This window comes from Streptomyces sp. SGAir0957 (assembly GCF_043523415.1).
Genome location: NZ_CP027293.1, coordinates 7175124 through 7199881, shown reverse-complemented (window position 1 = coordinate 7199881; position 24758 = coordinate 7175124). Strand labels below are relative to the sequence as shown.

At 72.2% G+C, this 24758-nt stretch carries 18 protein-coding genes; 8 read left to right on the top strand and 10 right to left on the bottom strand.

Annotated elements, in window-relative coordinates:
- The 6 genes from C1N81_RS37490 to C1N81_RS37465 form a co-directional block, all read right to left on the bottom strand.
- Complete coding sequence (locus C1N81_RS37490; RefSeq protein ID WP_394435834.1) at positions 1-1245, bottom strand: MFS transporter; 1245 nt, start codon at positions 1243-1245, stop codon at positions 1-3.
- Positions 1235-1828, bottom strand: a complete 594-nt coding sequence (locus C1N81_RS37485; RefSeq protein WP_394435833.1) for a GNAT family N-acetyltransferase — start codon at positions 1826-1828, stop codon at positions 1235-1237. Before C1N81_RS37485 ends, C1N81_RS37490 begins: the two co-directional genes overlap by 11 nt.
- A complete protein-coding gene (locus tag C1N81_RS37480; RefSeq protein ID WP_394435832.1) occupies positions 1825-2964 on the bottom strand; it encodes a type III PLP-dependent enzyme in 1140 nt (379 codons plus the stop codon). The genes C1N81_RS37485 and C1N81_RS37480 overlap by 4 nt, the downstream gene beginning before the upstream one ends.
- Positions 2961-4295, bottom strand: a complete 1335-nt coding sequence (locus C1N81_RS37475; RefSeq protein WP_394435831.1) for a DUF6271 family protein — start codon at positions 4293-4295, stop codon at positions 2961-2963. The genes C1N81_RS37480 and C1N81_RS37475 overlap by 4 nt, the downstream gene beginning before the upstream one ends.
- Positions 4277-5338 carry a phytanoyl-CoA dioxygenase family protein gene (locus C1N81_RS37470; protein ID WP_394438485.1) on the bottom strand — a complete coding sequence of 354 codons (1062 nt, stop codon included), beginning with the start codon at positions 5336-5338 and terminating at the stop codon, positions 4277-4279. Before C1N81_RS37470 ends, C1N81_RS37475 begins: the two co-directional genes overlap by 19 nt.
- A gap of 531 nt (positions 5339-5869) precedes the next feature.
- A complete protein-coding gene (locus C1N81_RS37465; RefSeq protein ID WP_394435830.1) occupies positions 5870-6292 on the bottom strand; it encodes a YjbQ family protein in 423 nt (140 codons plus the stop codon).
- A 495-nt stretch (positions 6293-6787) separates the two neighbouring features.
- Here C1N81_RS37465 and C1N81_RS37460 point away from each other — a divergent pair, with 495 nt between their 5' ends.
- Complete coding sequence (locus C1N81_RS37460) at positions 6788-7957, top strand: LLM class flavin-dependent oxidoreductase (RefSeq protein WP_394435829.1); 1170 nt, start codon at positions 6788-6790, stop codon at positions 7955-7957.
- Positions 7958-8005: 48 nt separating this feature from the next.
- Positions 8006-9184 (top strand): NAD(P)-binding domain-containing protein, encoded by a 1179-nt coding sequence (locus C1N81_RS37455; protein ID WP_394435828.1) that lies wholly within the window; start codon positions 8006-8008, stop codon positions 9182-9184.
- Between the two features lie 88 nt (positions 9185-9272).
- Here C1N81_RS37455 and mltG read toward each other — a convergent pair whose 3' ends face one another.
- Both mltG and C1N81_RS37445 read right to left on the bottom strand, forming a co-directional pair.
- Positions 9273-10106, bottom strand: a complete 834-nt coding sequence (gene mltG, locus C1N81_RS37450) for an endolytic transglycosylase MltG (protein ID WP_394435827.1) — start codon at positions 10104-10106, stop codon at positions 9273-9275.
- Between the two features lie 113 nt (positions 10107-10219).
- Positions 10220-12136 carry an ABC transporter ATP-binding protein gene (locus C1N81_RS37445; RefSeq protein ID WP_394435826.1) on the bottom strand — a complete coding sequence of 639 codons (1917 nt, stop codon included), beginning with the start codon at positions 12134-12136 and terminating at the stop codon, positions 10220-10222.
- A gap of 114 nt (positions 12137-12250) precedes the next feature.
- Between C1N81_RS37445 and C1N81_RS37440 the strand changes: the two genes are divergently transcribed.
- The 4 genes from C1N81_RS37440 to C1N81_RS37425 all read left to right on the top strand — a co-directional run bounded on the left by C1N81_RS37440 (position 12251) and on the right by C1N81_RS37425 (position 19118).
- Positions 12251-12718, top strand: coding sequence for a MarR family winged helix-turn-helix transcriptional regulator (locus C1N81_RS37440; RefSeq protein WP_394435825.1), 468 nt, complete (start codon positions 12251-12253; stop codon positions 12716-12718).
- Positions 12719-12771: 53 nt separating this feature from the next.
- Positions 12772-15693, top strand: coding sequence for an FAD-binding and (Fe-S)-binding domain-containing protein (locus C1N81_RS37435; protein WP_394435824.1), 2922 nt, complete (start codon positions 12772-12774; stop codon positions 15691-15693).
- Positions 15694-15944: 251 nt separating this feature from the next.
- Positions 15945-17438, top strand: a complete 1494-nt coding sequence (locus tag C1N81_RS37430; RefSeq protein WP_394435823.1) for a Gfo/Idh/MocA family oxidoreductase — start codon at positions 15945-15947, stop codon at positions 17436-17438.
- Positions 17439-17597: 159 nt separating this feature from the next.
- On the top strand, positions 17598-19118 hold the full coding sequence (locus C1N81_RS37425; RefSeq protein WP_394435822.1) for an ArnT family glycosyltransferase: 1521 nt from the start codon (positions 17598-17600) through the stop codon (positions 19116-19118).
- 39 nt (positions 19119-19157) lie between these two features.
- Here C1N81_RS37425 and C1N81_RS37420 read toward each other — a convergent pair whose 3' ends face one another.
- Entirely contained in the window at positions 19158-19913 is a 756-nt protein-coding gene (locus tag C1N81_RS37420; RefSeq protein WP_394435821.1) for a hypothetical protein, read from the bottom strand.
- Between the two features lie 180 nt (positions 19914-20093).
- On the opposite strand from C1N81_RS37420, the gene C1N81_RS37415 reads away from it, so the two are divergent.
- Complete coding sequence (locus C1N81_RS37415; RefSeq protein ID WP_394435820.1) at positions 20094-22115, top strand: ABC transporter transmembrane domain-containing protein; 2022 nt, start codon at positions 20094-20096, stop codon at positions 22113-22115.
- Positions 22112-23914, top strand: coding sequence for an ABC transporter ATP-binding protein (locus C1N81_RS37410; RefSeq protein ID WP_394435819.1), 1803 nt, complete (start codon positions 22112-22114; stop codon positions 23912-23914). The genes C1N81_RS37415 and C1N81_RS37410 overlap by 4 nt, the downstream gene beginning before the upstream one ends.
- A 38-nt stretch (positions 23915-23952) precedes the next feature.
- On the opposite strand, the gene C1N81_RS37405 is transcribed toward C1N81_RS37410, so the two are convergent.
- Complete coding sequence (locus tag C1N81_RS37405) at positions 23953-24747, bottom strand: metal-dependent hydrolase (protein ID WP_394435818.1); 795 nt, start codon at positions 24745-24747, stop codon at positions 23953-23955.
- Positions 24748-24758 lie beyond the last annotated feature (11 nt).

The window sequence follows — 24758 nt, the reverse complement described above, 5'->3', positions numbered from 1 at the left end:
TCACCCCGACCGCGGCGCCGCCTCGACCGGCGGCGCCGCGGCCACCGTCTCCTCCGCCGCGTCCTGCCACCGGATCCGGGTACCGCACAGGCAGACGACGGCGGCCGCCCCCGCGACCACCCCGAGGCCCCACACCAGGCTGCTCGCGCCCGCGACGAAGCCGATCAGGGGCGGGCCCGCGAGCAGGCCCGTCGTCCCCATGGCCGCCACGAGCGCCAGCGCGTCGGAGCCCTGCCGGGCGGCGGCGACATAGACGCACGGAGTGACCGCCGCGATGCCGAGACCGACGCAGGCGAACCCGATCAGGGCCGTCACGACACCCCCGCCGACCAGGGCGAACACGAGGCCGGCGGTGGCGAGGGCGCTGCCGACGACGACGACACGGCCGTCACCGAAGCGGCCGCGCCAGCCGTCGGCGAAGAGCCGGGCGAGCACCATCATGGCGGAGACCACGGCGATGCCGAGCGGCGCCAGCTGGTGCGAGGCGTCGACGACTTCGCGCATGTACAGCGTCGACCAGTCGTTCATGGCGCCCTCGGTGACCGTGCCGAACGCCATGGCGCAGCACATCCAGAGCACCAGGCGCGACGGCATGGTCCACCTCTTCCGCCGCGCCTTCTCCTCCTTCTCCTCCTTCTGTTCCTTCTGGGGCTGCGCGGGCCCGTCGTCGGTGAGCAGCCCGGTCCTGGCGTAGGCGCCGAGCACCACGAGCAGGGCCGCGGCGACGGCGAAGTGCGCGGTGACCGAGGACGTCGTCGCGGTCATCCGGGAGGCGAGCAGCGCGGCGAGCAGGGAGCCGCCGCTGAAGGTGGCGTGCAGCCTGGCCATCGTGGTCCGCTCGAACCGGGCCTCAAGGGCGGCCCCCTGCGCGTTCATGGCGACGTTGAGGCAGCCGACGAGGACGCCGTCGAGGCCGAGGACGAGGAGGGCGAGCGGGAAGTTCGGCGCGGCGGCGAGGGCGAAGAGCAGCGCGGCGAGACCGAGCGCCGAGAGCAGCGCGAGGGTGCGCGAGCCGAACCGCCGCATCAGCGGGTCCACCAGCGGGAACGAGACGACGGCGCCGATCCCGGCCGCCATGAGCAGGACGCCGACCTCGGCCGCGTTGAGCCCCAGGTCGTCCTTGAGGGCGGGAATGCGCGCGGCCCAGGTCGCGTACTGGAACCCGAGGGAGGCGAACAGCGCGGCGATCGCCCATTGGTGCCTGCGGAAGGAGGCGGCGGCCGGGGGCGAGGGGTCAGGGGACACGCAGATCACTCACTTCAGGACTCGTCTCGAGGGGGGTCTCGAGGGACAGGGACATGTAGACGGCGTGCGCGCCGTACTCGCCGCCCGAGGCGACGACCCCGGGGTGCGCGGTGAAGCCGCGCGCCGACCAGAACGCCTCCGTGCCGCCGACGGAGACCAGCGAGACACGCTCGTACGCGCGCGCACGCGCGACCCCGCACAGGTGGCGCAGCAGATGCCGGGCGAGGCCCTGGCGGCGCAGTTCGGGGGCGATGACGAGGTCGTGGAGGTGGAGGTTGCGGGCCGGGACGCCGGTCCGTCCGGTGGCGGCGGAGCGGGCCCGCCGCAGATCCGGGTAGGCGCCGTGCGGATACGGCAACGCGAGGACGTATCCGGCGAGTTGGGCGCCCACATGCAGCGCGAAACACGTGTCCGGCGAGGCGTCCCGCCGGGCGCGCAGCGCGGCCTGACCCTCGGTGAGACCCAGGCGGCTGTACGCGCGGGCCTCCAGGGCGGTGATGGCGGGCCAGTCCCGCTCGGCTATGGCGCGGACGCGGACGGTGTCGTCGGCGGCGTCCGTACGGGCGCGGACGGTGTCGTTCATGCCTTGCCGCCTGTGCAGTGGTGCGGGAGCGGGGCGAAGCCGTTGAAGCCGCGGGTCATGTAGCTGGCCGCGTACGCACCGCTGGACCGCACCTGGACGGGGTCGCCCGAGCGGAGCCCTTCCGGCACGCTGACGAGGCCGGGGAAGGCGTCGTCGCTGTCGCAGGTGGGGCCCGCCACGCGCGCGAGGACGCGTGCGGCGCCGGGAGCCGTGCCGGGAAAGACGAGCGGGTACTGCAAGGCATCCGTCTCGTAGAGCCCGTTGAACCGGCCGACGCTCAGATACAGCCAGTGCCGTTCCTCGCCGTCGGGTCCGCGGCGCCGGGTCATCCGTACGACGCGCGCGTGGACGGTGCCGTGGTCGGCGACGAGGTGCCGGCCCGGTTCGACGACGAAGTCGAGCGGTTCCCCGTGCTGGTCGCGCAGGTGCCGCAGCCCCTCGCGGAGCACCGCGAAGATCTTGTCGAGCGGAGGGTCGAGGGGCGCGCCGTACCGGTCGGCGTAGCCGAGGGCGGGCAGGCCGCCGCCGAGGTTGACGTGGTCGAGGACGACGCCGCGCCCGCGGAGCGCGGTCATGGTCTCGGCGAGGTCGGCGAAGGCGTCCTGCCAGGCGTCGGCGGTCATCTGCTGCGACCCGACGTGCACGGAGAGCCCGGCGGGCACGAGACCCGACTCCTGTGCCAGGCACATCACTTCCACGGCCTCGCCGGGATCGCACCCGAACTTCTCGCTCAGTCCCCACAGCGCGCCTTCGCCGGTCGTCGCGAGGCGGCAGAAGACGCGGGCGCCGGGCGCGTGCGCCGCCACGGCCCGTACGTCCTCGACGGTGTCGGTGGCGAAGTCCCGGATGCCGAGCCGGTGGGCGTCCGCGATGTCCTCGTCGGACTTCACGGTGTTGCCGTAGTGGACCCGACCGACCGGGACGCCCGCGCCCAGCGCCTGGGTGATCTCCCGGGGCCCGGCGGCGTCGACGCCGATGCCCCGCCCGGCGAGGAAGCGGAGCACCTCGTCGACCGGGCACGCCTTGAGCGCGAACCGCACGTGTACGCCGGGGAGTTCACGCAGCAAGGTGTCGTACTGGGCGCCTATCCCGTCGAGGTCGTACACGAGCCGGTCGCCGAGGCCGGTCGCGCTCATCGCGAGGGCTCCGCCGGGTGTACGGGGGTGACGCGGGCGGCGCCGACCAGCGCGCCCCACTCCTCCGTCAGCAGCGCGAAGTCGGCCATGTCGCTCCGGGCCTCGTGCAGCAGCCGCTCACGCCGGGCGCAGAGCAGATCGGCCAGCTCGGCGTACGGGCCGCCGAGTCTGCGGTAGGAGGCATCGAGGACGTCGAGCCGCCGGACGTTCTCGGCCTGGTCGAGCTGGACGCTCTCGCGGACGAGGGCGGCGACGAGGTCGGCGCGCACCTGACCGTGGTCCCCGCTCCGGTCGTCCAGGAGCCCGTCACCGATCTCGGCCATCCGCTCGTAGACGTGGTGCAGGTAGAGCATCGACAGCAGGAACTTGGCGTACCGGGTCTGGTAGGCGAGAAACCCGGTCCGTGTCCTGCGCTCCCCCGTGTAGAAGTTGACGATGTCCCGGTTGTGCAGCACGCCCGGGAGCCCCGCGTCGTGGACGAGGTGGATGAGGAAGTAGTCGCTGCCGATCGTGTCGGTGGCGGGCGGCAGCGGTACGCGCTCGTGGACCCCGTGGAAGGCGATGTTGCACATGTCGACGCGCATCGGGTCGACGAGGGTGAGCAGCGTCCGGTCGCGGGTGAACGGCTCGGTCCCGGCGCCGAGGAACGACTCGGCGGCCAGCTCCGCGCGCTGCTCGGCGGACCAGTGCCCGGGGGCCCACAGGCCGACGATGTCGGTGTAGACGTCCGGGTCGAGCGCCTTGATCTCGGCTATGTCGACGGAGGGCACGCCGACGAAGGACGCGCCGACCATGGCGACCCGGCGGTCCCGCACCGCGCTGGTGAGGGCGGTCTCGTCGACCGCCGCGGCGGCGTGGTCGGCCGGGCGGCCGAGGGTGCGCAGCTCGTGGTGGACGGGGTAGACGGGCCGCCCGTCGGCCTCCTGGTACCGGCTGTCGGAGTCCCTGCGGTGCACGGATGCGCAGCCGAGGGCTGCGGCCAGGAGGAACGCCCGGTTGGTGCAGGCGCCGTAGGAGACGCCGTCCGGAAGCATGAGGTCGAGCAGCAGGTCGGGCTTGCTGGTCCCGCTCCGCTCGATGACGGCGCGCAGGAAGGCGCGCTGCGCGGCTTCGTCGAGGTGGTGGACGGTGATGCGCGGGTGGGGCGGGAGGGCGTCGAGGACGGCCCGGTGCCGCGCGCGCACGGTGGCGTCCTCGCACGAGTCGAGGACGAGCAGCCGCACCTCGACGTCGGCGAAGTGCTCGACGGCGTACGCGGCTTCGTCGCCGAGGGCGGTGAGGGTGTCGGCGCAGGGCCGGTTGGTCGGCAGCGTCAGGCAGATACGGCGCACGCCGCCTCCTCCGCCGCGCTCCGCGTCCCGTCGCCCCAGGACCGCAGGCCCAGCAGCTTGGCGCCGAGGTCGGTGAGTTCGGCGGTGCCGTACCGGAGCGCCTCGGGGCGGTGCGCGTCGCCGAGCAGCGTCCCGTTCCAGTCCGGGGTGGTGAGGTCGCGCCAGGAGTCGACGCGGGAGCGGCGCAGGGTCTCGTGCGTCTCCAGGGCGGGCATCATCGACAGGTACTGGACGGCCCGCACACTGTTCGCGGAGGTGTTCGGGGCGACGCCGTGCGCCAGCATGCCGTTGAAGATGAGCAGGTCACCGGCTTCCAGGTCGGGCCGCACGACCGGCATCTCGGCGCGATCGATACGCGGCCGGATCGGGTCCCTGCCCTCGGGCTGCAGGGCGGCCCACCGGTCGAAGCGCCGGAACAGCTCGGGGCAGCACTGGAATCCGCCGGTCTCGGGGCTCGTGTCGTTCAGCGCGATGATCCCCTGGACGCGCTGCGGCAGCACACTGGCCGTCGTGTCGACATCCCAGTGCAGCTCGATGTCGAACCCTTCCTCCGTGGGCGCGATCAGCTCACGGGAACGGTTCCTGATGTTGGGCGGGTTGAGGTTGAGCCGGTCCAGCGTGACCCACAGCTCCTCGCTGTCCCACACGTCGACGAACGCGTCGTACACCCGCTGCGTCTGCCGGCTGTCCCACAGCAGCTGGTGGTGGTAAGCCTCCACGAACCCGTAGACGTGCAGGTCGCGGTCGAGGTCGCTGCGGAACTTCCGCTCCTCGTACCAGGTGTCGGGCCGCTCGGGGTCGAGCCCCTGGAAGTCGTAGGTGAAGTCGAGGAGTTGACGCGCCGCGTCACGGGATATCGCCTGCTTCACGACGACGTACCCGTACGTCTGCCAGAACGCGAAGTCTTCCGGCGACAACACTCTGAGCGGCCGCGTCTTGTCCAGATGACGCAACTGCGTCTGCGCCAGATAGGTCTCACCGTCCGCACTGAGATACGGCAGGTCGCCGGCGGCGCGGTGGAGGTACGGGGCGGGGGGTGACACGGGGTGTTCCAAGACTCGTTCCTTCGGTGCAACCACGTCGGCCTCCGGCGGAGACGACGGGTGAGAGGTGACGTAGGAGGAGAGAGGCAATGGGAAAGGGCGTCGCGTACGAGGGCGACAGGTGTGGTCGACGCCCGGGCAGCGTGCGGGGGCGACGGCGCGGGCCGGTCACGACGGAGTGCTCCGCACATCCGCCGACGGCCCGGCGCCCCCTCAATTTGGACTAGACCAACTGAGGCTGTCAACACCGGAATCGACCTTGGAACCGGCCCGGGTGGCGGGTTACTCGCAGGTCACATGCCTGATCGGCGAAAAGGGCGGGGTGGGTCAACTCGGGGGTTGACAGGGCGGGTTGTAGCCGCAATGTTAGTGGTCTATACCAAGCCCGAGCGGTACCCCTGCGGTATCCCTGCGGCACCCCTGCGACACCCCTGCGGTACCGCGTCTTGGCCGATCGGAGGCGTGGGCGCCTCACCGACGCCCACGCCTTTGGGATCGCCATGGAGCGGACGGACCCGCTCCGCGCCGGACTCAGCCCAGGAAGCTCAGCCGTACCTTCCGGTCCGGGTTGTCCACGTTCGTGTCGACCAGGCACACCGACTGCCACGTCCCGAGCTCCAGGGAGCCGCCGACCACCGGCAACGTCGCGTGCGGAGGTACGAACGCCGGGAGTACGTGGTCGCGGCCGTGGCCGGGGCTGCCGTGGCGGTGCTGCCAGCGGTCGTCCGCCGGGAGCAGGGTGTGCAGGGCGGAGAGAAGGTCGTCGTCGCTGCCGGCGCCCGTCTCGATGACGGCGATGCCTGCCGTGGCGTGCGGCACGAAGAGGTTGAGCAGGCCGTCGCGGCCCCGGGCGGCCTCGCGGAGGAAGGACTCGCAGTCGCGGGTGAGGTCGACGACTCGTTCGTCGGAGCCGGTGGTGATGTTCAGGATGCGGGTCGTGAATGCGTCGGACATGGGGTCATTGTCGCTCCGGCGGTCTCGCTCCGCCCGCAGCACGTGAGTGAGGGGCGCGCCGCGGCCGTACGCGGGGTCCCGGGGGCTGGGGGGGGGCTGGGGGCCGGGGGGGGCCGGGGACGGGGCGTGGGCAGAGGGTGGCATCGGTGGCGCAGGGGCCACTAGTGGCGTTGGTGGCGTTGGTGGCGTTGACCTTGTGCCGACAGGCTGGCTACGTTCGACCCATGCTGCGTTCAGCCCTGCTCACCACGCGCGGTCACATCGACCTGTTGCGGGTGGCTTCCGCCGCGTGTCGCCGCGGCCGCTGACGCACGCCTCTTCGCAGCGCTCGCCCCACGATTCCCACGATCGCCGCGCCTGGTCATTCCACCCGGTCGTTGTGCCTGGTGAGTTCGCTCGGTCGTCGTGCCCGGTCACTCCGGCCGGCATTCCGGCCGGCATTCCGGCCGGCCATCCCTCTTCTCCTCCGCTCGCACGGCAAGGAGTCCTGCCCTCATGTCCGTTCACCTGCACTGGTTCCTCCCCACCGGCGGCGACGGCCGCACCCTCGTCGACCGGCACGCCTTCAGCCAGGGCGCGTTGCGGCGCGCGCCGGGCCGGGCGGTGGCCGGAGTGCGCGCGCCCGACCTCGACTACCTCGTCCAGATCGCCAAGGCGGCCGAGCAGTTGGGCTTCGAAGCGGTACTCACGCCGACCGGCACCTGGTGCGAGGACGCGTGGCTGACGACGGTCGCGCTCGCCCAGCACACACGACGGCTGAAGTTCCTCGTGGCATTCCGGCCCGGCGTGGTCTCCCCCGTGCTCGCCGCCCAGATGGCGTCCACGTATCAACGCCTCACGCAGGGACGGCTGTTGCTCAACGTCGTCACGGGCGGGGACTCCGCCGAACAGCGGCGCTACGGCGACCACCTCGACCACGACCGGCGCTACGCCCGCACCGACGAGTTCCTCTCCGTCGTCCGCGGGGTGTGGCGCGGCGAGCCGTTCGACTTCGCAGGTGAGCACTTCCAGGTCGACGGCGGCTTCACGGCCCTGCCGCCCGATCCGTTGCCGCAGATCTTCTTCGGCGGCTCGTCGGCCGCCGCCGGACCGGTCGCGGCGCGGCACTCCGATGTGTATCTGACCTGGGGCGAGCCGCCGCAGCAGGTCAAGGAGAAGATCGACTGGATCCGGGCGCTCGCCGAGCGGGAGGGGCGCACGGTCCGGTTCGGGATCCGGTTGCACACCATCTCGCGCGACTCCGCGAGCGACGCGTGGGCGGCGGCGAACCGGCTCCTCGACGACCTCTCCCCCGAGACGGTCGCCGCCGCGCAGGCCGCGCTCGGCACCAGCGAGTCCGTCGGACAGCAGCGGATGCTCGCGCTGCACGGCGGCACCCGTGAGGGGCTCGAGATCGCGCCGAACCTGTGGGCCGGGATCGGGCTGGTGCGCGGCGGCGCCGGAACCGCCCTGGTCGGCAGCCACGCGGAGGTCGCCGACCGGATCGAGGAGTACCACGCGCTCGGCATCGACCACTTCGTCCTCTCCGGCTACCCGCATCTGGAGGAGGCCTACTGGTTCGGCGAGGGCGTGACGCCGCATCTCGCCGCGCGCGGTCTGCTGCCGCCGGGCGCGGGCGCGCCGGCAGAAGGGGGTGCTCCGCTCCTTGCCGGGGGCGGGCGCTGAGCGCGGGGCGGTGGGAAGATCCGGCACCCCGGCCGAGTTGGTAGAAGTGTGAACGAGATCGGGGCAGTCGCAGCGGGTCGGACCGACGTCGAAACTGACACCGACATCGACATCGACGTCGTCGTCATCGGCGCCGGGCAGGCCGGCCTTTCCGCCGCCCACCACCTCCGCCGGGGCGGTCTCGCCCCGGAGCGGGACTTCGTCGTGCTCGACCACGCGCCCCGGCCCGGCGGCGCCTGGCAGTTCCGGTGGCCCTCGCTCACGTACGGCAAGGTGCACGGCATGCACTCCCTGCCGGGCATGGAGCTGACCGGCGCCGACCCCGCCCGCCCCTCCTCGGAGGTCATCGCCGCGTACTTCGCCTCGTACGAGGACCGGTTCGACCTGCGCGTACGGCGGCCGGTCGAGGTGCGGCGGGTCCGGGAGGGGGACGGCGGGCGCCTGCTCGTCGAGACCTCGGACGGGGTCTGGGCGACGCGCGCGCTGATCAACGCGACCGGGACCTGGGACAAGCCCTTCTGGCCGCGCTACCCCGGACAGGAGACGTTCCGCGGGCGGCAGCTGCACACCGCGCAGTACCCGGGGCCCGAGGCGTTCGCCGGGCAGCGGGTCGTCGTGGTCGGCGGCGGCGCGTCCGGAACCCAGCACCTCATGGAGATCGCCCCGTACGCCGCCGCGACGACCTGGGTGACGCGGCGCCCGCCCGTCTTCCGCGAGGGCCCCTTCGACGAGGAGCGCGGGCGGACGGCGGTGGCGATGGTCGAGGAGCGGGTGCGGCAGGGGCTCACCCCGCTGAGCGTCGTCTCCGTGACCGGGCTGCCGCTCAACGACGCGATCCGCGAGGCCCGTGCGAGCGGTGTCCTCGACCGCCTCCCGATGTTCGACCGGATCACGCCGACCGGTGTGGCCTGGGACGACGGGCGCACGGTCGAGGCCGACGTCATCCTGTGGGCCACCGGGTTCCGCGCCGCCATCGACCATCTCGCGCCGCTGAGACTCCGGGAACCCGGCGGCGGCATCCGGATGGAGGGCACGCGGGCCGCGCTCGATCCGCGGGTGCATCTGGTCGGGTACGGGCCGTCGGCGAGCACGATCGGCGCGAACCGGGCGGGGCGCGCGGCGGTGCGAGATGTGCGGCGGTTGTTGGGGGCGAGGTCGTCGGCCCCTGCGAAGCGTGCGGAGCCTGTGAAGCCCGCGGAGTCGCAGGACGCGACGACGGCGGCCTGAACGTTCGTGGCGATCAAGGCCCGTGTCGACTGGGCCCGTGTTGACTGGGCCGTGTCGATTAGGCCGTGTCGACTGGGCCCCGTACCGATCAGCTGCCCTTGTCCGTCTTCCCCTGGTTCTTGTTGAACTCCGCCACGTTCCGCTTCTGCTCGGCGTAGTCCGAGGTGAAGCGGGTGTCGCCCGGCTTGACCGTCACGAAGTACAGCCAGTCGCCGCGCGCCGGCTGCGTCGCCGCCTTCAGCGCCGTGTCCCCCGGGTTGCTGATGGGCGAGGGCGGCAGCCCCTTGCGCGCGTACGTGTTGTACGGGCTGTCCGCCTTGGTGTCCTGGTGGCTGGTGTCGAGCGTGGACCGGTTGAGCGCGTAGTTGATCGTCGAGTCCATCTGCAACGGCATGTCCTGCCCGAGCCGGTTGTAGATGACGCGGGCCACCCGGCCCATGTCCTGCGCGTTGTCCGCCTCCGCCTCGACGATGCTCGCGACGGTGACCGTCTGGTACGGGTTCGCCGTTGTCTGCTCGCCGCTCGCACCGGCCCCGCTGCCGTCGAGCCTCTTGGTGGCCGTGTCGACCATGTACGCGAGCACCGATTCCGGGGTCGACTTGTCGTCAATGGGATATGTCGCCGGGAACAGATAGCCCTCGGGGTTTCCGCCCGCCTCCTGCGGCAGTCGGAGCTTCGCCTTCGGCACGGCCTTCCTGGTGGTGCCCGCGGGCACGTCCAGCGCCTTGTCGACGGCGTCGTAGACCTGGTTCGACCGCCAGCCCTCCGGAACGGTCAGGGTGCTCGGCCGCCCCTCGTCACCGGTCATGGTCAGCGGCACCACGACGGCGGCGGCCACCACGACCACTCCGGTCACGATCAGGGCGATACGGCCCCGGCGCGTGAGTCGGCGCGGGCCACGTCGCGGAGTCTGGTTCGGCATACGAGCACGATAACCCGACATACCACTGCGTTCCGGGCACGTGGACGCGCCGCCTCGGCTCAGGCCGCCGTCTCTGCTCTGGCCACCGTCTCGGCTCTGGCCGCCGCCTCAGCTCAGGCCGCCGTCTGAAGGCGGGCGTCGCGCTGGACCAGTGCCGCGTACCGCCCCTCCTGATCGAGCAGTTCCTCGTGCGTGCCGCGCTCGGCTATGCGGCCGCCGTCGAGGACCACGATCTGGTCGGCGCCGCGGATCGTGGAGAGGCGGTGCGCGATGGTGAGCGTGGTGCGGTCGGCGGAGAGGGCGTCGATCGCTTCCTGCACGGCGTGCTCGGTGCGGGTGTCGAGCGCGCTGGTCGCCTCGTCGAGGATGAGGATCGGCGGGTCGCGCAGGATGGTCCGGGCGATGGCGAGACGCTGCTTCTCGCCGCCGGAGAAGCGGTGGCCCCGCTCACCGACCACGGTGTCGTACCCGTCGGGCAGACCGGCTATGTGGTCGTGGATCTGGGCTGCGGCGGCCGCCGCGTACAGCTCCTCGTCAGTGGCGTCCGGCTTGGCGAACCGCAGGTTGTCCGCGACCGAGGCGTGGAAGAGGTACGTCTCCTGCGAGACGACGCCGACCGCGCGGGCGAGCGTGTCGAAGTCCAGGTCGCGCACGTCGATCCCGTCGATCGTGACGCGGCCGCCCGTGACGTCGTACAGGCGCGGTACGAGATAGCTGAGCGTGGACTTGCCGGAGCCGGTCGGACCGACCACGGCGAGGCTGCCGCCGGCCGGGACGGTGATGTCTATGCCGTCGAGAATCGGCTTCTGGCGGCCGCCGGGGGCAGTGCCGGTGCCGGTGCCGGGGCCCGCGCGGGTGCCGGTACCGGTGCCGGTCCCGTCAGTAGCGGCGTCGGCATCGGCATCGGCATCGGCATCGGCATCCGCGTCATAGCGGAACTCAACATCCTCGAAGCGGACCTCCCCCTTGACGCTGTCGAGGTGGACCGCGTCCTCGCGCTCGGTGATGTCGACGCGCAGGTCGAGGTATTCGAAGATGCGCTGGAACAGCGCGAGCGAGGTCTGGATCTGGACGCCGGTCTGCAGCAGGCTCACCGTCGGCCGGAACAGTCCCTGCTGGAGCGATACGAACGCGACGAGCGTGCCGATGGAGACGCTCGGGCCGCCGAGCTGGAAGGCGATGCCGGCCGCCCAGTAGATGAAGGCGGGCATGGCGGCCATGACGATGCTGATGACGGCCATGCGCCAGCGGCCCGCCATGTTGGAGCGCACCTCGAGGTCGACGAGGCGGTCCGACTCGTCGGAGAAGGACTTGGTCAGGGAGTCGGCGCGGCCCATCGTGCGACCGAGCAGGATGCCGCTGACCGAGAGCGACTCGGTGACGGTCGCCGCCATGGCGGCCATCTGCTTCTGGCGCTGGGTGGCGATCTTCTTGCGCTCGCGGCCAACGCGGCGGGCTATCCACACGAAGACCGGCAGCAGGAGGAGGGAGACGACCGTCAGGCGCCAGTCGAGGGCGACCATGGCGACGATCGTGGCGACGACGCTCGTCAGGTTCGAGACGAGGGACGTCGCGGTGGAGGTCACCGTCGCCTGCATGCCGCCGATGTCGTTGGCGATGCGGGACTGGACCTCGCCGGTGCGGGTTCTGGTGAAGAAGGCGAGCGACATGCTTTGCAGCCGGCCGTAGACCGCCGTGCGCAAGTCGTGCATGACGCGCTGGCCGACGGTCGTCGAGATCAGCGTCTGCAGGACACCGAAGACGCTGGTGACGACGGCACTGAGGATCATGCCGAGGGCGAGCAGGCTGAGCAGCCCGGTGCGGCCCTGCGGGATCGCGACGTCGAGGATCTCCTTCAGCAGGAACGGCGTCGCGACCGTGACCAGCGAGGCGGCGCCCACGAGCAGGCCGACGAGGGCGAGCCGGGCGCGGTAGGGACGGAAGAGGGCGAGGATGCGCCGGATCTGCCGCGGCTGCTCCGATGTCCGGGCATCGGGGGGCGGCGTCCAGGTGATTTCGTCGCGGGGCATGGGCCTCCTAAGTAGGGGACGAGCCCGGCGGACAGCTACCGAACTCGACGCTGAGGAGCTTAGCTCATTGTTACCTATACTCACAATGCACAAAGTCCTGCTAATGTTCCCGCCATGAGTACCCCGGACGCCGACGGTTTCCTCGCCGAGCAGTTGCTGAGGCTCACCCGCCGCCTGCAGCGCATACAGAAGCGCCAGCTGGAGCCCGTCGGGATCACACCTGCCCAGTCCCGGCTGCTGCGCACGCTGGTCCACTACGAGACGCCACCGCGGATGGCCGACCTCGCCCAGCGCCTGGAGGTCGTGCCCCGCGCCGTCACCAGCGTCGTGGACGGGCTCGAAGCCGGTGAGCTGGTGCGCCGCGTGCCCGACCCCACCAACCGCCGCGTCATCCGCATCGAGCTGACCGAGCAGGGCCGGGCCGCCCTGCGGGAGCTGCGCAGCGCGCGCCGCGCGGCGGCGGAGGAGATCCTGGCCCCATTGGACGCACCGCAGCGCGCCCAGCTCACCACATTGCTGAACGCGCTGTTCGAGGCCCCCCGCGACCTCAGATGCGAGCGCCCACGCGAACATGAGAACTGACAGCCCGCCGTAGCCCGACGTAGCCCGACGTAGAACGAGGAGAGGCGAGAGGCATGCCGCTGCTGGAGCCGAAGCCGGAAGCCCTGCGACCCGGAGCCCGTCCGTCGGGCCCGGCGCACGACCGGGTCACGGACGAGCAGGCGGGCGGCACCCCCCAGCCGCTCCGCTCGGACCTGGAGCGGCTGCTCGGCGCGGACAAGGTCCTCACCAAGATCTCCGACCTGGTGCGCTACGCCTCGGACGCGAGCCCCTATCGCTTCGTGCCGAAGGTCGTGGTGGTCGCCGAGGACATCGACGACGTGTCGGCCGTCCTTTCGTACGCGCACGGCAAGGGCCGCGAGGTCGTCTTCCGCGCGGCGGGCACGTCGCTGAACGGGCAGGCGCAGGGCGAGGACATCCTGGTGGACGTCCGCAAGTTCTGGTCGGGCGTCGAGGTCGTCGGGGACGGCTCGCGGGCGCGCATCGGCCCCGGCACCACCGTCGTGCGGGCCAACATGACGCTGGCCCGGCACGGGCGCGTGCTCGGCCCCGACCCGGCGAGCGCCGTCGCCTGCACGGTCGGCGGCGTGGTGGCGAACAACGCGTCGGGCATGACGGCGGGCACCACCCGGAACTCGTACCGTACGGTCGCCTCACTCACCTTCGTCCTGCCGTCAGGGACGGTCGTGGACACCGCCGACCCGGCGGCCGACGAGGAGCTCGCGCACGCCGAACCGGCGTTGTGCGAGGGCCTCATGGCGATCAAGCGGGAGATCGAGGCGGACGCGGAGCTGACGCGCCGGATCCGCGCCAAGTACGAGATCAAGAACACGAACGGGTACCGGCTCGACGCCTTTCTCGACGGCGCGACGCCCGTCGAGATCATGCGCGGCCTGATGGTCGGTTCCGAAGGCACCTTCGGGTTCATCTCCGACATCGTCTTCGACACCCTGCCGCTGGACCGGCGCGTGTCGACGGCGCTGCTCTTCTTCCCGTCCCTGACCGCTGCCGCTGCGGCGGTCCCCCGTTTCAACGAGGCGGGCGCACTGGCCGTCGAGCTGATGGACGGCAATACGTTGCGCGCCTCGGTCAGCGTGCAGGGCGTGCCGCAGGACTGGGCCGAGCTGCCCAAGGAGACGACGGCGCTCCTGGTGGAGTTCCGGGCGCCCGACGAGGAGCGGCAGGCCGCCTACGAGGAGGCGGCGGCGGGGGTGCTCGAAGAACTCGAACTCGTCACCCCTGTCGCCTCGGTCACCAACGCCTTCACGCGCGAGGCGAAGACGATCAACGGCTACTGGAAGGCGCGCAAGGCGTTCGTGACGGCGGTGGGCGGCGCCCGTCCGTCCGGCACGACGCTGATCACCGAGGACTTCGCGGTGCCGCCGTCACGCCTCGCGGAGGCGTGCGAGGCGCTGCTCGAACTCCAGACGCGGCATGGCTTCGACGCCGCCGTCGCCGGCCACGCGGCCCACGGCAACCTGCACTTCCTGCTGGCCTTCGACGCCGCGCTGCCCGCGGACGTCGACCGCTATGCGGCCTTCATGGACGAGTTCTGCCGGCTGACGGTGGAGCGGTTCGACGGCTCCCTGAAGGCCGAGCACGCCACCGGCCGCAACATCGCGCCCTTCCTGGAGCTCGAATGGGGACCGCACGCCACCGAGCTGATGTGGCGCACGAAGCAGGTCATCGACCCCGACGGCGTGCTCGCGCCCCGCATCGTCCTCGACCGCGACCCGAAGGCGCACCTGCGCGGCCTGAAGACCATCCCCAAGGTGGAGCTGATCGCGGACCCGTGCATCGAGTGCGGCTTCTGCGAGGACACCTGCCCCAGCGAGGACCTGACCACCACGCCGCGCCAACGCATCGTGCTGCGCCGCGAGATGATGCGCCAGCCCGCCGGTTCGCCGGTCGAGGACGCCCTGATCGACGCGTACGGCTACGACGCCGTGGACACCTGCGCCGGGGACTCCACCTGCAAGCTGGCCTGCCCGGTCGGCATCGACACCGGCGCCTTCATGAAGGGCTTCCGGCACGCACGGCACTCGCCGCGCGAGGAGAAGGTGGCGGCGCTCACCGCGAGGCACTTCAAGGCCGTCGAAGCGTCCGCGCGGCTCGCCGTGGCCGCCGCGGACAAGATCGGCGACCGGCTGCTCACCGCGGTCACGAAGAAGGCCCGCAAGGCGGTCCGCCCCGACCTGGTGCCCGAGTGGCTGCCGGAGATCCCGGCCGCGGCCTCGCGCAAACTGCCCCGCACCGCGCGCGTGGGCGCCTCCGCCGTCTACTACCCGGCGTGTGTGAACCGCATCTTCGGCACTCCGGGCGACGTGTCGCTCCCCCAGGCCGTCGTCGCGGTCTCCGCGCGCGCGGGGCGGCCGGTGTGGATCCCGGACGACGTCGCGGGCACCTGCTGCGCCACGATCTGGCACTCCAAGGGGTACGACGAGGGCAACACGGTCATGGCGAACCGGATCGTCGAGGCGGCCTGGGCCTGGACCGCGGGCGGCCGCCTCCCGCTCGTCGTCGACGCCTCGTCCTGCACCCTCGGCATCGCGCACGAGGTCGTGCCCTACCTCACCGACGAGAACCGGGAACTGCACGCGGAGCTGACCGTCGTCGACTCCCTCGTGTGGGCCGCGGAGGAGCTGCTGCCGCACCTCACCGTCGAGCGCACGATCGGCTCGGCCGTGCTGCACCCCACGTGTTCCATGGAACACCTCGGTGACGTCGCCCAGCTGCGGGCGGTCGCCGAGGCCTGCGCCGACGAGGTCGTGATCCCCGACAATGCGGGCTGCTGCGCCTTCGCGGGCGACCGCGGCATGCTCCACAAGGAGCTGACCGAGACCGCGACCCGCAGGGAAGCGGCGGAGGTCACCTCGCGCGCGTACGACGCGTACCTCTCGGCGAACCGGATGTGCGAGGTGGGCATGGACCATGCGACGGGTCATACGTATCACTCGGTGCTGATGGAACTGGAGCGGGCGACGCGGCCCGCGTAGACCCGGGCGACACGGCCCGCGCGGACCCGGGCGACACGGCCCGCGCGGACCCGGGTGGGCGGCGCACCCGGCGGACGGCGCACCCAGCGGGCGGCGCACCTGGCGGGCGACGTATCCGGCGGGCGGCGCACCGGGCGGGCGGCGACAGAAGTCCAACTCCTCGACCCCTTCCGTCCCTTGCGCCCCGCACTCGACCCCTCCAAGGTGGCAGGCGTTTGCCCGGCACCGCACCCGCCAGCCCTGGAGGTCCGATGCACGACGACAGCCTGCCCGCGTCCGAGCTGCCCGAATACGAGACGCCCGAGCCCGACGAGCAAGCCGGGTCCGGCTCCGGACCCGACGGCCACTCCCGACGCGACGTCCTGCGCACCGCGGGCGTCGCGGGCGCCGGGCTCGGCCTCGCCGCGTTCGGCGGCACGGGCACCGCCCACGCCGCCGCCGGGCCCGACTCCGCACCCCTCGCCGCCGGCGCCGAAGCCGCCGCCCCCGCACGTCAGGGCCGCACGATGATCGGCGTCCCGTTCGAGCGGCGCTCCACGGTCCGCGTCGGGATCATCGGGCTCGGCAACCGCGGCGGCAGCATGATCGACCTGTTCCTCGCCATGCCGGGCGTCCGCGTCGTCGCCCTGTGCGACCCCGTGAAGGACAAGACGGCCCGCGCGGCGGCGAAGGTGACAGCCGCGGGCCAGCCGGCTCCGGCCACGTACACCAAGGGCGATCACGACTTCGAGAACCTCTGCAAGCGGGGCGACCTCGATTTCGTGTACGCGGCGACGCCCTGGGACTGGCACTTCGAGATGGCGAAGACGGCCATGCTGAACGGCAAGCACGTCGGCGTCGAGTGCCCCATCGCACTCCAGCTCGACCAGCTGTGGGAGCTGGTGAACCTCTCCGAACACACCCGCAGACACTGCATGCAGCTGGAGAACTGTTGCTACGGCCGCAACGAGATGCGCGTCCTCCGCATGGCGCACGCGGGCAAGTTCGGCCAGCTCCTGCACGGCGCGGGCGCGTACAACCATGATCTGCGCGGCCTGATGTTCGACCCCGACTACTACGAGGGTCCGTGGCGCCGCCTGTGGCACACCCGGCTGCGCGGCGATCTCTACCCGAACCACGGATTCGGCCCGGTCGCCAACTACATGGACGTCAACCGCGGCGACCGCGCCACCCACATCTCCAGCTTCGGCACCCCGTCCCTGGGCCTGGCCGAGTACCGCGCGGCGCACATGCCCAAGTCCGACCCGAGCTGGAAGGAGTCGTACATCGAGTCGGACCGCACGATCAGCCTCGTCCAGACGGCGAAGGGGCGCGTGATCCGTCTGGAGCACGACGTCAGCACCCCGCACCCCTACTCCCGCATCAACCAGCTCGGCGGCACCAAAGGCGTGTTCGAGGACTACCCGGAGCGCATCTACCTCGAGCCCGACCACACCGACGACGCCTGGGGCGACTTCGGGGCGTACGCCGACTTCGACCACTGGCTGTGGAAGGAGCACGCCAACCCGCCCGGCGGGCACGGCGGCATGGACTACATCATGGTGTACCGCCTGATGCAGACGATGCGGCTCGGACTCGTGCCCGACTTCGACGTGTACGACGCCGCGACCTGGACCTCACCGGTTCCGCTGAGCCACCTGTCGATCAAGGCGAAGGGCGCGCCGCAGGAGATCCCCGACTTCACGCGCGGCGAATGGCGCAAGCAGCGCGCCGGGGTGGACTCGGAGAAGCCCGCCGAGGAGTGACCAGGGCGCGTCGAGGGTGACCGGGGCCCGCCGAGGAGTGACCAGGGCTCGCCGAGGAGTGATCCGGGCGGCGGCGCACCGCTGACGCGGGGCCTCGACCGTCGCCCGTGCCGCCAGTACGCTCCCGGCGCACCGGTGCGCTCAGGGAAGGCGGGGGACATGGGCGAGGACGACGCGCGGGCCGGGCCGGGCGCGGCGGCACTCCCACCGGTGGCCCGGCGCCCGCTGCTCTGCGTCGTCGCGGCGTACGCGGTCGCCCTGACGCTGCTCTCGGCACGCTACGGCTACCACCGCGACGAGCTGTACTTCCTCGCCGCGGGCCGCCACCTTGCCTGGGGCTACGTGGATCAGCCGCCGCTCACTCCCCTGCTCGCCCGCGCCTCGACCGAGGTCTTCGGCGACAGTCTGGTCGGCCTGCGTGTGGTGGCGACGCTCGCCGCGTCGGCGACCGTGTTCGTCGTGGCCTTGCTGGCACGGGAGTTGAGCGGCGGGCGCGGCGCCCAACTCCTCGCGGCCCTGCTCGCCGCGCTCGGCGCGCAGGCGCTCGCGGTCGGGCACATGGTGTCCACGGCGACGTTCGATCTGCTCGTGTGGGCGACGGTGAGCTGGCTCGTCCTGCGGGTGCTGCGGACCGGGGACGGGCGCTGGTGGCTCGCGGCGGGCGCGGTCACCGGGATCGGCGTGCAGAACAAGTTCCTGGTGGCGCTGCTCGTCGCCGTGCTGCTCGCGTCGATCGTATGGGTGGGGCCGCGCCGGGTGCTGCGCGGCGGCTGGTTCCTCGGCGGCTGCGGGGTGGCGTTGGTCCTGGCCGCGCCGACCTTGTGGTGGCAGGCGGCGCACGACTGGCCACAGTTCACGGTGGCCCGTGGCATCAGCGAGGACGACGGGGCCGAGAACCGCGCCCTGCTCCTCCCCCAGCAACTCATCTATCTGTCCCCGCTGTTCGTACCCGTCTGGGTCGCCGGGTGGCTGCGGTTGTGGCGTGCGCCGGGTGTGCGCTGGGCGCGCGCGTTCGCAGTCGCGTATCCACTGCTGTGTGCGGTGGTGCTGGTGCTCGGCGGCAAGGGGTACTACACGGTGCCGCTGCTGATGGTGCTGCTCGCCGCGGGCTGCGAGCCGACGCTGAGGTGGGCGGCGGTATTGGGGGCGAAGGCGGTGCGGCGCTCCCTGCTGGCAGCCGCCGTGGTGGTGTCCGCCCTGGTCAATGCCTTGATCACACTGCCCGTACTGCCGCCCTCCGCACTCGCCGTACCGATGGCGCTCAACAAGGAGCAGGGCGAACAGCTCGGCTGGCCCGAACTGGCCGACGCCGCACGGCAGGGATGGGAACACATCCCGCCCGGCGACAGAGCCCGCGCTGTCGTTCTCACCGGCAACTACGGTGAAGCGGGCGCCCTGGCGCGCTACGGCCCGGCGCGCGGACTGCCCGTCCCCTACTCCGGCCATATGAGCTACGCCGACTGGGGTCCGCCGCCCGACGCCGCGAACGGGCCCGTCCTGCTCGTCCGCATGGCCGACGCCTCCGGCATCGACCGGCATTTCACCGGCTGCCGCACGGTCGCCCGTGTCGACAACGGCCATGACCTGGACAACGAGGAACAGGGCGCGGCGATCGTCCTGTGCGACGGGGCCGCACGGCGTTGGTCGGCGCTGTGGCCGTCACTGCACCACGCCTACTGAAGCCGGGCCCGCACGGGGTCCGGGCCCATCGGACTCCCCTCACGCCTTGAGTTCGGCCTTGTCCCCCATCACGACGACCGGGTGCTGCGCGGGGTCCAGCGTCTTGAGCAGGTACTCCATGTTCGCCTTCGACTGGCTCACACAGGCCGACGTCCCGCTCCCGTGGTCCATGTGCAGCCAGATGCTGCCGCCCTTGGACTGGCCCTGCGGCCGGGCCGGGTCGTTCGGCGGAGTGCCCTTCGCCCGGTTGTAGTCGATGGCGATGACGTAGTCGAAGTCGTGCCAGTGCGACTTGGCCCAGTAGTGCGGTGCCTGGATCGACGCGGTCTGCGTGTAGGGCAGCTTCGCGCCCGGGTCGGCGAGGACGCCACCGGCGTCGCTGAGCGTGAACACGCCCACCGGGCTGCGCTTGTCCCCCTCGCGATGGTTCGTAGTCCAGCCCTTCTTCCCGTTGTGCCCGGACCAGCTGCGCGCCTTCTTCCAGGTGTCGCCGTCCTTGGTGAACAGGGCGATCGTCGCGTCCGCCGAGTCCTTGCCGTCCCCGTACACCGCCACGACCTGCCGGGAGTTCGCCGGTATCCGCTTCTGATAGCGGTCGCCGACCTCGGGGATGCGCTTGAGGTCGACGGCCTTGGCCTCGTCACCGCGCGCGTCGTCCCCGGCACGGTGCCCGCTCGACGTGTTCTTCGCACCGCCGTCGCCGGACCCGCACGCCGCCAGCGTCGTCAGAAGGACGCCACACGCCGCCATCGCGACACCCGCTCGAACCGCTCCCGCATTACGCATGCGTTCCATGGTCGCACCACGCGTCGCGAACCTCCGGGCCGGGCCGGAGGCCTCCGGCGATCCGGGCCGAATCTTTGCCGCGCACCGGAAAACCGTTTGCCTCCGGTCACAGCGGAGCGCGAACCTTTCACGGTTTGTTCCACCCGCGGTTCTCACCTACGCGGTTCTCCTTCCGAGCTCTGGGACGTCATGCAGATCTCCGACCTTCCGTATCCCGACCCGGGCGTGCCCGACGCGCGCTCCGGCCCCCGGTTCCTGCTCTGGCTCGGCCGCAACCAACTCGGCGGCCAACTCAAGTCCCTCGCCTGGGGTCTGCTCCACTTCTCGTCCGTCGCCGGTCTGCCGTACGGGGTCGGCTACGCCGTCCAGGCCGTCGTCGACGGTTCCGGCGCCCGCCTCGCCACGGCCGGCGGCCTGATCGTGCTCCTCGGCATCGCCATCGCGCTCGGCGACACGATGCTGCACCGCACGGCGGTGACGAACTGGATCACCGCCGCCGCCCGCGTGCAGCAGCTGCTCGCCCGCCGCACCGCGGCGCTCGGCTCCGCCCTGACCAGGCGGGTCGCCGCGGGTGAGGTGGTGGCCGTGTCCACCGGCGACGTGGAGAAGATCGGGTGGTTCGTCGAGGCTCTCTCCCGCTTCGCCGCTGCCGCCGTCACGATCGTCCTCGTCTGTGTCGGCCTCCTCGTCTATCAGCCCGCGCTCGGTGTCGTCGTCGCCCTCGGCATGCCGGTGCTCGCTCTTGCCGTGCTGCCCCTGCTGCCCCGCGCCACCCGGCGCGCGGACCATCAGCGCGACAAGGCGGGCAAGGCCACCGAACTCGCCTCGGACACCGTCGCCGGACTGCGCGTGCTGCGTGGCATCGGCGGCGAGGAACTCTTCCTCGACCGCTACCGCCGTGCCTCGCAGGAGGTCCGCGAGGCCGCCGTGCGCAGCGCCCGCATGTGGTCGCTGATCTCCTCGATCCAGGTGCTCCTCCCGGGGCTGCTGCTCATCGTGATCGTCTGGTACGGCGTCCATCTCGCGCGCGAGGGCCGGATCAGCGTCGGCGAGCTCGTCACCGTGTACAGCGCGGTCATGATCCTCAACTACCCGCTGCGCCACTTCGAGGAGATCGCCATGGCGTACTCCTTCTCCCGGCCCTCCGCCCAGCGTGCCGCAAGGGTGCTGTCCCTGGAACGCGTCATCGAGCCGTCGGGCGGGCTGCGCGACGCGACCGCTCCGACCGGGGATCTGTACGACCCCGCGACCGGCCTGCTCGCCCCGGCCGGGTCGCTCACCGCGGTGGTGTGCGGCGACCCGGACCTGGCGGGGCGTCTCGCGGACCGGTTGGGCGGGCACGCCACGTCCGGCGACGCGTCCGGCTCCGCAGCCTCCCCGACCTCCGACACCACCGCGCCTTCCGACACCTCCACGACTTCCGACACCTCCGTGGCCTCCGTGACCTCTGGGGACGGGAGCGGTCGTGGCACCGGCACGCCCTCCGTACTCATGGGCGGGGTGCCGCTCGACGAGCTGCCCCTGGACGTGGCGCGGTCGGCGGTCCTGGTCCAGGACAAGGACCCGGTGCTGCTCTCCGGCACGCTGGCCGAACTCCTCGACATCCCGTCGTCCGGGGCCGTCCGCCCCGAGGAGGCGCTGGCCGCGGCGCAATGCTCCGACGTCCTCGCCGCCCTCACCCAGGCCTCCCTGGACGACGACCCGATGAACGCCCGTATCACCGAACGCGGCCGGTCCCTGTCCGGCGGCCAGCGCCAGCGCCTGGCCCTCGCGCGCTCCCTCGTCACCGACCCCGAGGCGCTGGTCCTCGACGAGCCGACGTCCGCCGTCGACTCCCACACGGAGGCCCGCATCGCCCAGGGCCTGCGCGCCTTGCGCAACGGCCGCACCACGGTGGTCCTCAGTTCGTCACCGCTGCTGCTCGACCGCGCCGACCGCGTCGTGTTCGTGCACGAGGGCGAGGTGGCGGCGGTCGGTGAACACCGTGAACTGGTGCGCACCGAGCCCCGGTACCGCGCGGTGGTCACACGCGAGACGGACGAGGAGACGGCCACCCACGCCACCCACGCGAGAGCGGAGACGGCCGCCCATGCCCGCGCGGCTGCCGGGGCGCGCACCTGGACCGGTGCCGAGCCCGGCACCGCCTCCGGACCCGCGTCCGCCCCCGAGCTCGCCACCGAGATCGACATCGACATCGAGGAGTCGGCATGATCGGCGTAGCGCCACCGGCCTACGACCCGGCGACCCCCACCACGGCGCACACCCTGCCGGTCGGCGCCCCCGCCACGGTCCGCGCCTACGTCCGTGAGCTGTACCGGCGTCACCGTCGCGCCTTCCTGCTGCTGATCGGGGTGAACACGCTCGCCGTGGTCGCCTCCATGGCGGGCCCCTATCTGCTGGGCGGCGTCGTCCAGGACGTGGCGGACGGGACCGACGGGGCGGCTGCCGCCCTGCGCGACCTGCATCTGGAACGCACCATCGGCCTGTTCGCCCTGGCTCTCGTCGTCCAGGCCGTCTTCGTACGGCAGGTGCGGCTGCGCGGGGCGATGCTCGGCGAGCAGATGCTGGCGGACCTGCGCGAGGACTTCCTGGTGCGGTCCGTCGGACTGCCGCCGGGTGTCCTGGAGCGGGCGGGCACGGGTGACCTGCTGTCCCGGATCACCACCGACATCGACCGTCTCGCGAACGCGATGCGGGAGGCCGTGCCGCAGCTGTCCATCGGCGTCGTGTGGGCGGGGCTGCTCATCGGCGGCCTCGCGGTGACGGCGCCGCCGCTGGCCCCCGCGATCCTCGTCGCCGTGCCGGTCCTGGTGCTGGGGTGCCGCTGGTACTTCAAGCGCGCCCCCTCGGCCTACCGTTCGGAGGCCGCCGGGTACGCGGCCGTCGCGGCGGCGCTCGCGGAGACCGTCGACGCGGGGCGCACCATCGAGGCGCACCGGCTCGGCGCCCGGCGTGTGGCGCTGTCGGAGCGCCGGGTCAAGGAGTGGACCGCCTGGGAGCGCTACACGCTCTATCTGCGCTCCGTCTTCTTCCCGGTGATCAACGCCGTGCACGTCCTGGTCCTGCTGTCCGTCCTGCTCATCGGCGGCGTCTTCGTCCTCCAGGGCTGGATCGGGGTGGGCCAGCTGACGACGGGGGCGCTCATCGCCCAGATGCTGGTGGACCCCTTGGGACTGATCCTGCGCTGGTACGACGAGCTCCAGGTCGCCCAGGTGTCCCTGGCCCGCCTCGTCGGTGTGCGGGACATCGAGCCGGACGCCGGCGACGCCTCGGTCCTGCCCGACGGCCGCGACGTACAGGCGGACCAAGTGCACTTCGGCTACCAGGAGGGCGTGGACGTCCTGCGCCAGGTCTCCCTCGACGTCGCACCCGGCACCCGGCTCGCCCTGGTCGGTCCGTCCGGTGCGGGCAAGTCGACGCTCGGCCGGCTGCTCGCCGGGATCTACGCGCCCCGGCGCGGCCAGGTCACGCTCGGCGGCGCGGAGCTCTCGCGGATGCAGGCGGAGCGGGTGCGGGCCCACGTCGCCCTGGTCAACCAGGAGCACCACGTCTTCGTGGGCTCGCTCCGCGACAACCTGCGGCTGGCCAGGACCGGCGCCGAGGACGCCGAGCTGTGGGTGGCCCTGGGCGCGGTCGACGCCGACGGGTGGGCGCGCGCTCTCGCCGACGGTCTCGACACGGAGGTCGGCTCGGGCGGGGTGGCGCTCACCCCCGCACAGGCCCAGCAGATCGCGCTGGCCCGGCTGGTTCTCGCCGATCCGCACACGCTGGTCCTGGACGAGGCGACGTCGCTGCTCGACCCGCGCGCGGCGCGGAACCTGGAGCGCTCGCTCGGCCGTGTCCTCGACGGCCGCACCGTCGTGGCCATCGCGCACCGGCTGCACACGGCGCACGACGCGGACGTCATCGCCGTCGTGGAGGAGGGCCGGATCCGCGAGCTGGGCAGCCACGACGAACTGGTCGCGGCGGACGGGGCGTACGCGGCCCTGTGGCGCTCCTGGCACGGATAGCCGCCGCGACCCCGAGGGGTGGTGGGGTGCGGCCGGGCTCAGATGAAGTTGAGCGCGGCCGCGCACCCCACGCCGCCGAGCACCATGAAGGCGGGCATCAGCACCTTCAGCTCGACCCAGCTGCCCGCCCGGAACCGCATCACTTTGGGCGGCCCGATCGGGTACCAGCGCTTGCGGCCGATCGGGATGGGCCACAGGATCGGGCAGCCCGAGACGGTCAGCGCGTCCCCGATGTCGTGGATCAGCGCGCCGAGGACGATGGGCAGGCCCAGCCAGAGGTACTCCTGGCCCGGCTCCTCGAAGAGCCAGCCCGCGCCGTTGCCCGGCTGGTCCAGGATGCCGGCCAGGATCCAGGCGCTGGTCGCCGCGAGCAGCCACACCAGGACGTCGCTGCTGGAGCCGCGCGCGGCGCGCCAGAGCAGGCCCTCGATGGCGAGCACCATATGGACGAACAGGATCCCGAGGACGGTCCAGCGGCCGCCGTAGATCGCGGCGGCGGAGGTGCCCGCCCCTATGAGCACCGCCCACAGCCACGTGTGCGTCAGGGTGCGGTGACCGCCGGAGCGGCGCGGGTCGCCCTGCTTGCGGGTGGCCTTGTAGACGGCGTACGACAATGTGTCGACGATGCCGCAGACGGCCCGGGAGATCGGTCCGAAGGCGCGCGAGATGGTCGCCGACTTGTGGTCGAGGTCGGGGGCGAGGGCGGCACCCGCGCAGATCAGCGCTCCGACGAGAACCACTGGCCAGGGCATCGGGTGCCCCGCGGCCGCCGCGGCCGCGCCCACCCCCAGCCAGGCCGCCGCTCCTGACAGCGAGTGTGCCGGTCCCATCATGGTGGTGTTCC

Excerpts from the sequence above, each read along its gene's own strand:
- C1N81_RS37485 (WP_394435833.1), bottom strand. The coding sequence starts at position 1,828 with ATGAACGACACCGTCCGCGCCCGTACGGACGCCGCCGACGACACCGTC.
- C1N81_RS37445 (WP_394435826.1), bottom strand. The coding sequence starts at position 12,136 with ATGCCCCGCGACGAAATCACCTGGACGCCGCCCCCCGATGCCCGGACA.
- C1N81_RS37425 (WP_394435822.1), top strand. The coding sequence starts at position 17,598 with ATGGGCGAGGACGACGCGCGGGCCGGGCCGGGCGCGGCGGCACTCCCA.
- C1N81_RS37410 (WP_394435819.1), top strand. The coding sequence starts at position 22,112 with ATGATCGGCGTAGCGCCACCGGCCTACGACCCGGCGACCCCCACCACG.
- C1N81_RS37440 (WP_394435825.1), top strand. The coding sequence starts at position 12,251 with ATGAGTACCCCGGACGCCGACGGTTTCCTCGCCGAGCAGTTGCTGAGG.
- C1N81_RS37465 (WP_394435830.1), bottom strand. The coding sequence starts at position 6,292 with ATGTCCGACGCATTCACGACCCGCATCCTGAACATCACCACCGGCTCC.
- C1N81_RS37460 (WP_394435829.1), top strand. The coding sequence starts at position 6,788 with ATGTCCGTTCACCTGCACTGGTTCCTCCCCACCGGCGGCGACGGCCGC.
- C1N81_RS37420 (WP_394435821.1), bottom strand. The coding sequence starts at position 19,913 with ATGGAACGCATGCGTAATGCGGGAGCGGTTCGAGCGGGTGTCGCGATG.
- C1N81_RS37430 (WP_394435823.1), top strand. The coding sequence starts at position 15,945 with ATGCACGACGACAGCCTGCCCGCGTCCGAGCTGCCCGAATACGAGACG.
- C1N81_RS37480 (WP_394435832.1), bottom strand. The coding sequence starts at position 2,964 with ATGAGCGCGACCGGCCTCGGCGACCGGCTCGTGTACGACCTCGACGGG.
- C1N81_RS37435 (WP_394435824.1), top strand. The coding sequence starts at position 12,772 with ATGCCGCTGCTGGAGCCGAAGCCGGAAGCCCTGCGACCCGGAGCCCGT.
- mltG (WP_394435827.1), bottom strand. The coding sequence starts at position 10,106 with ATGCCGAACCAGACTCCGCGACGTGGCCCGCGCCGACTCACGCGCCGG.
- C1N81_RS37405 (WP_394435818.1), bottom strand. The coding sequence starts at position 24,747 with ATGATGGGACCGGCACACTCGCTGTCAGGAGCGGCGGCCTGGCTGGGG.
- C1N81_RS37415 (WP_394435820.1), top strand. The coding sequence starts at position 20,094 with ATGCAGATCTCCGACCTTCCGTATCCCGACCCGGGCGTGCCCGACGCG.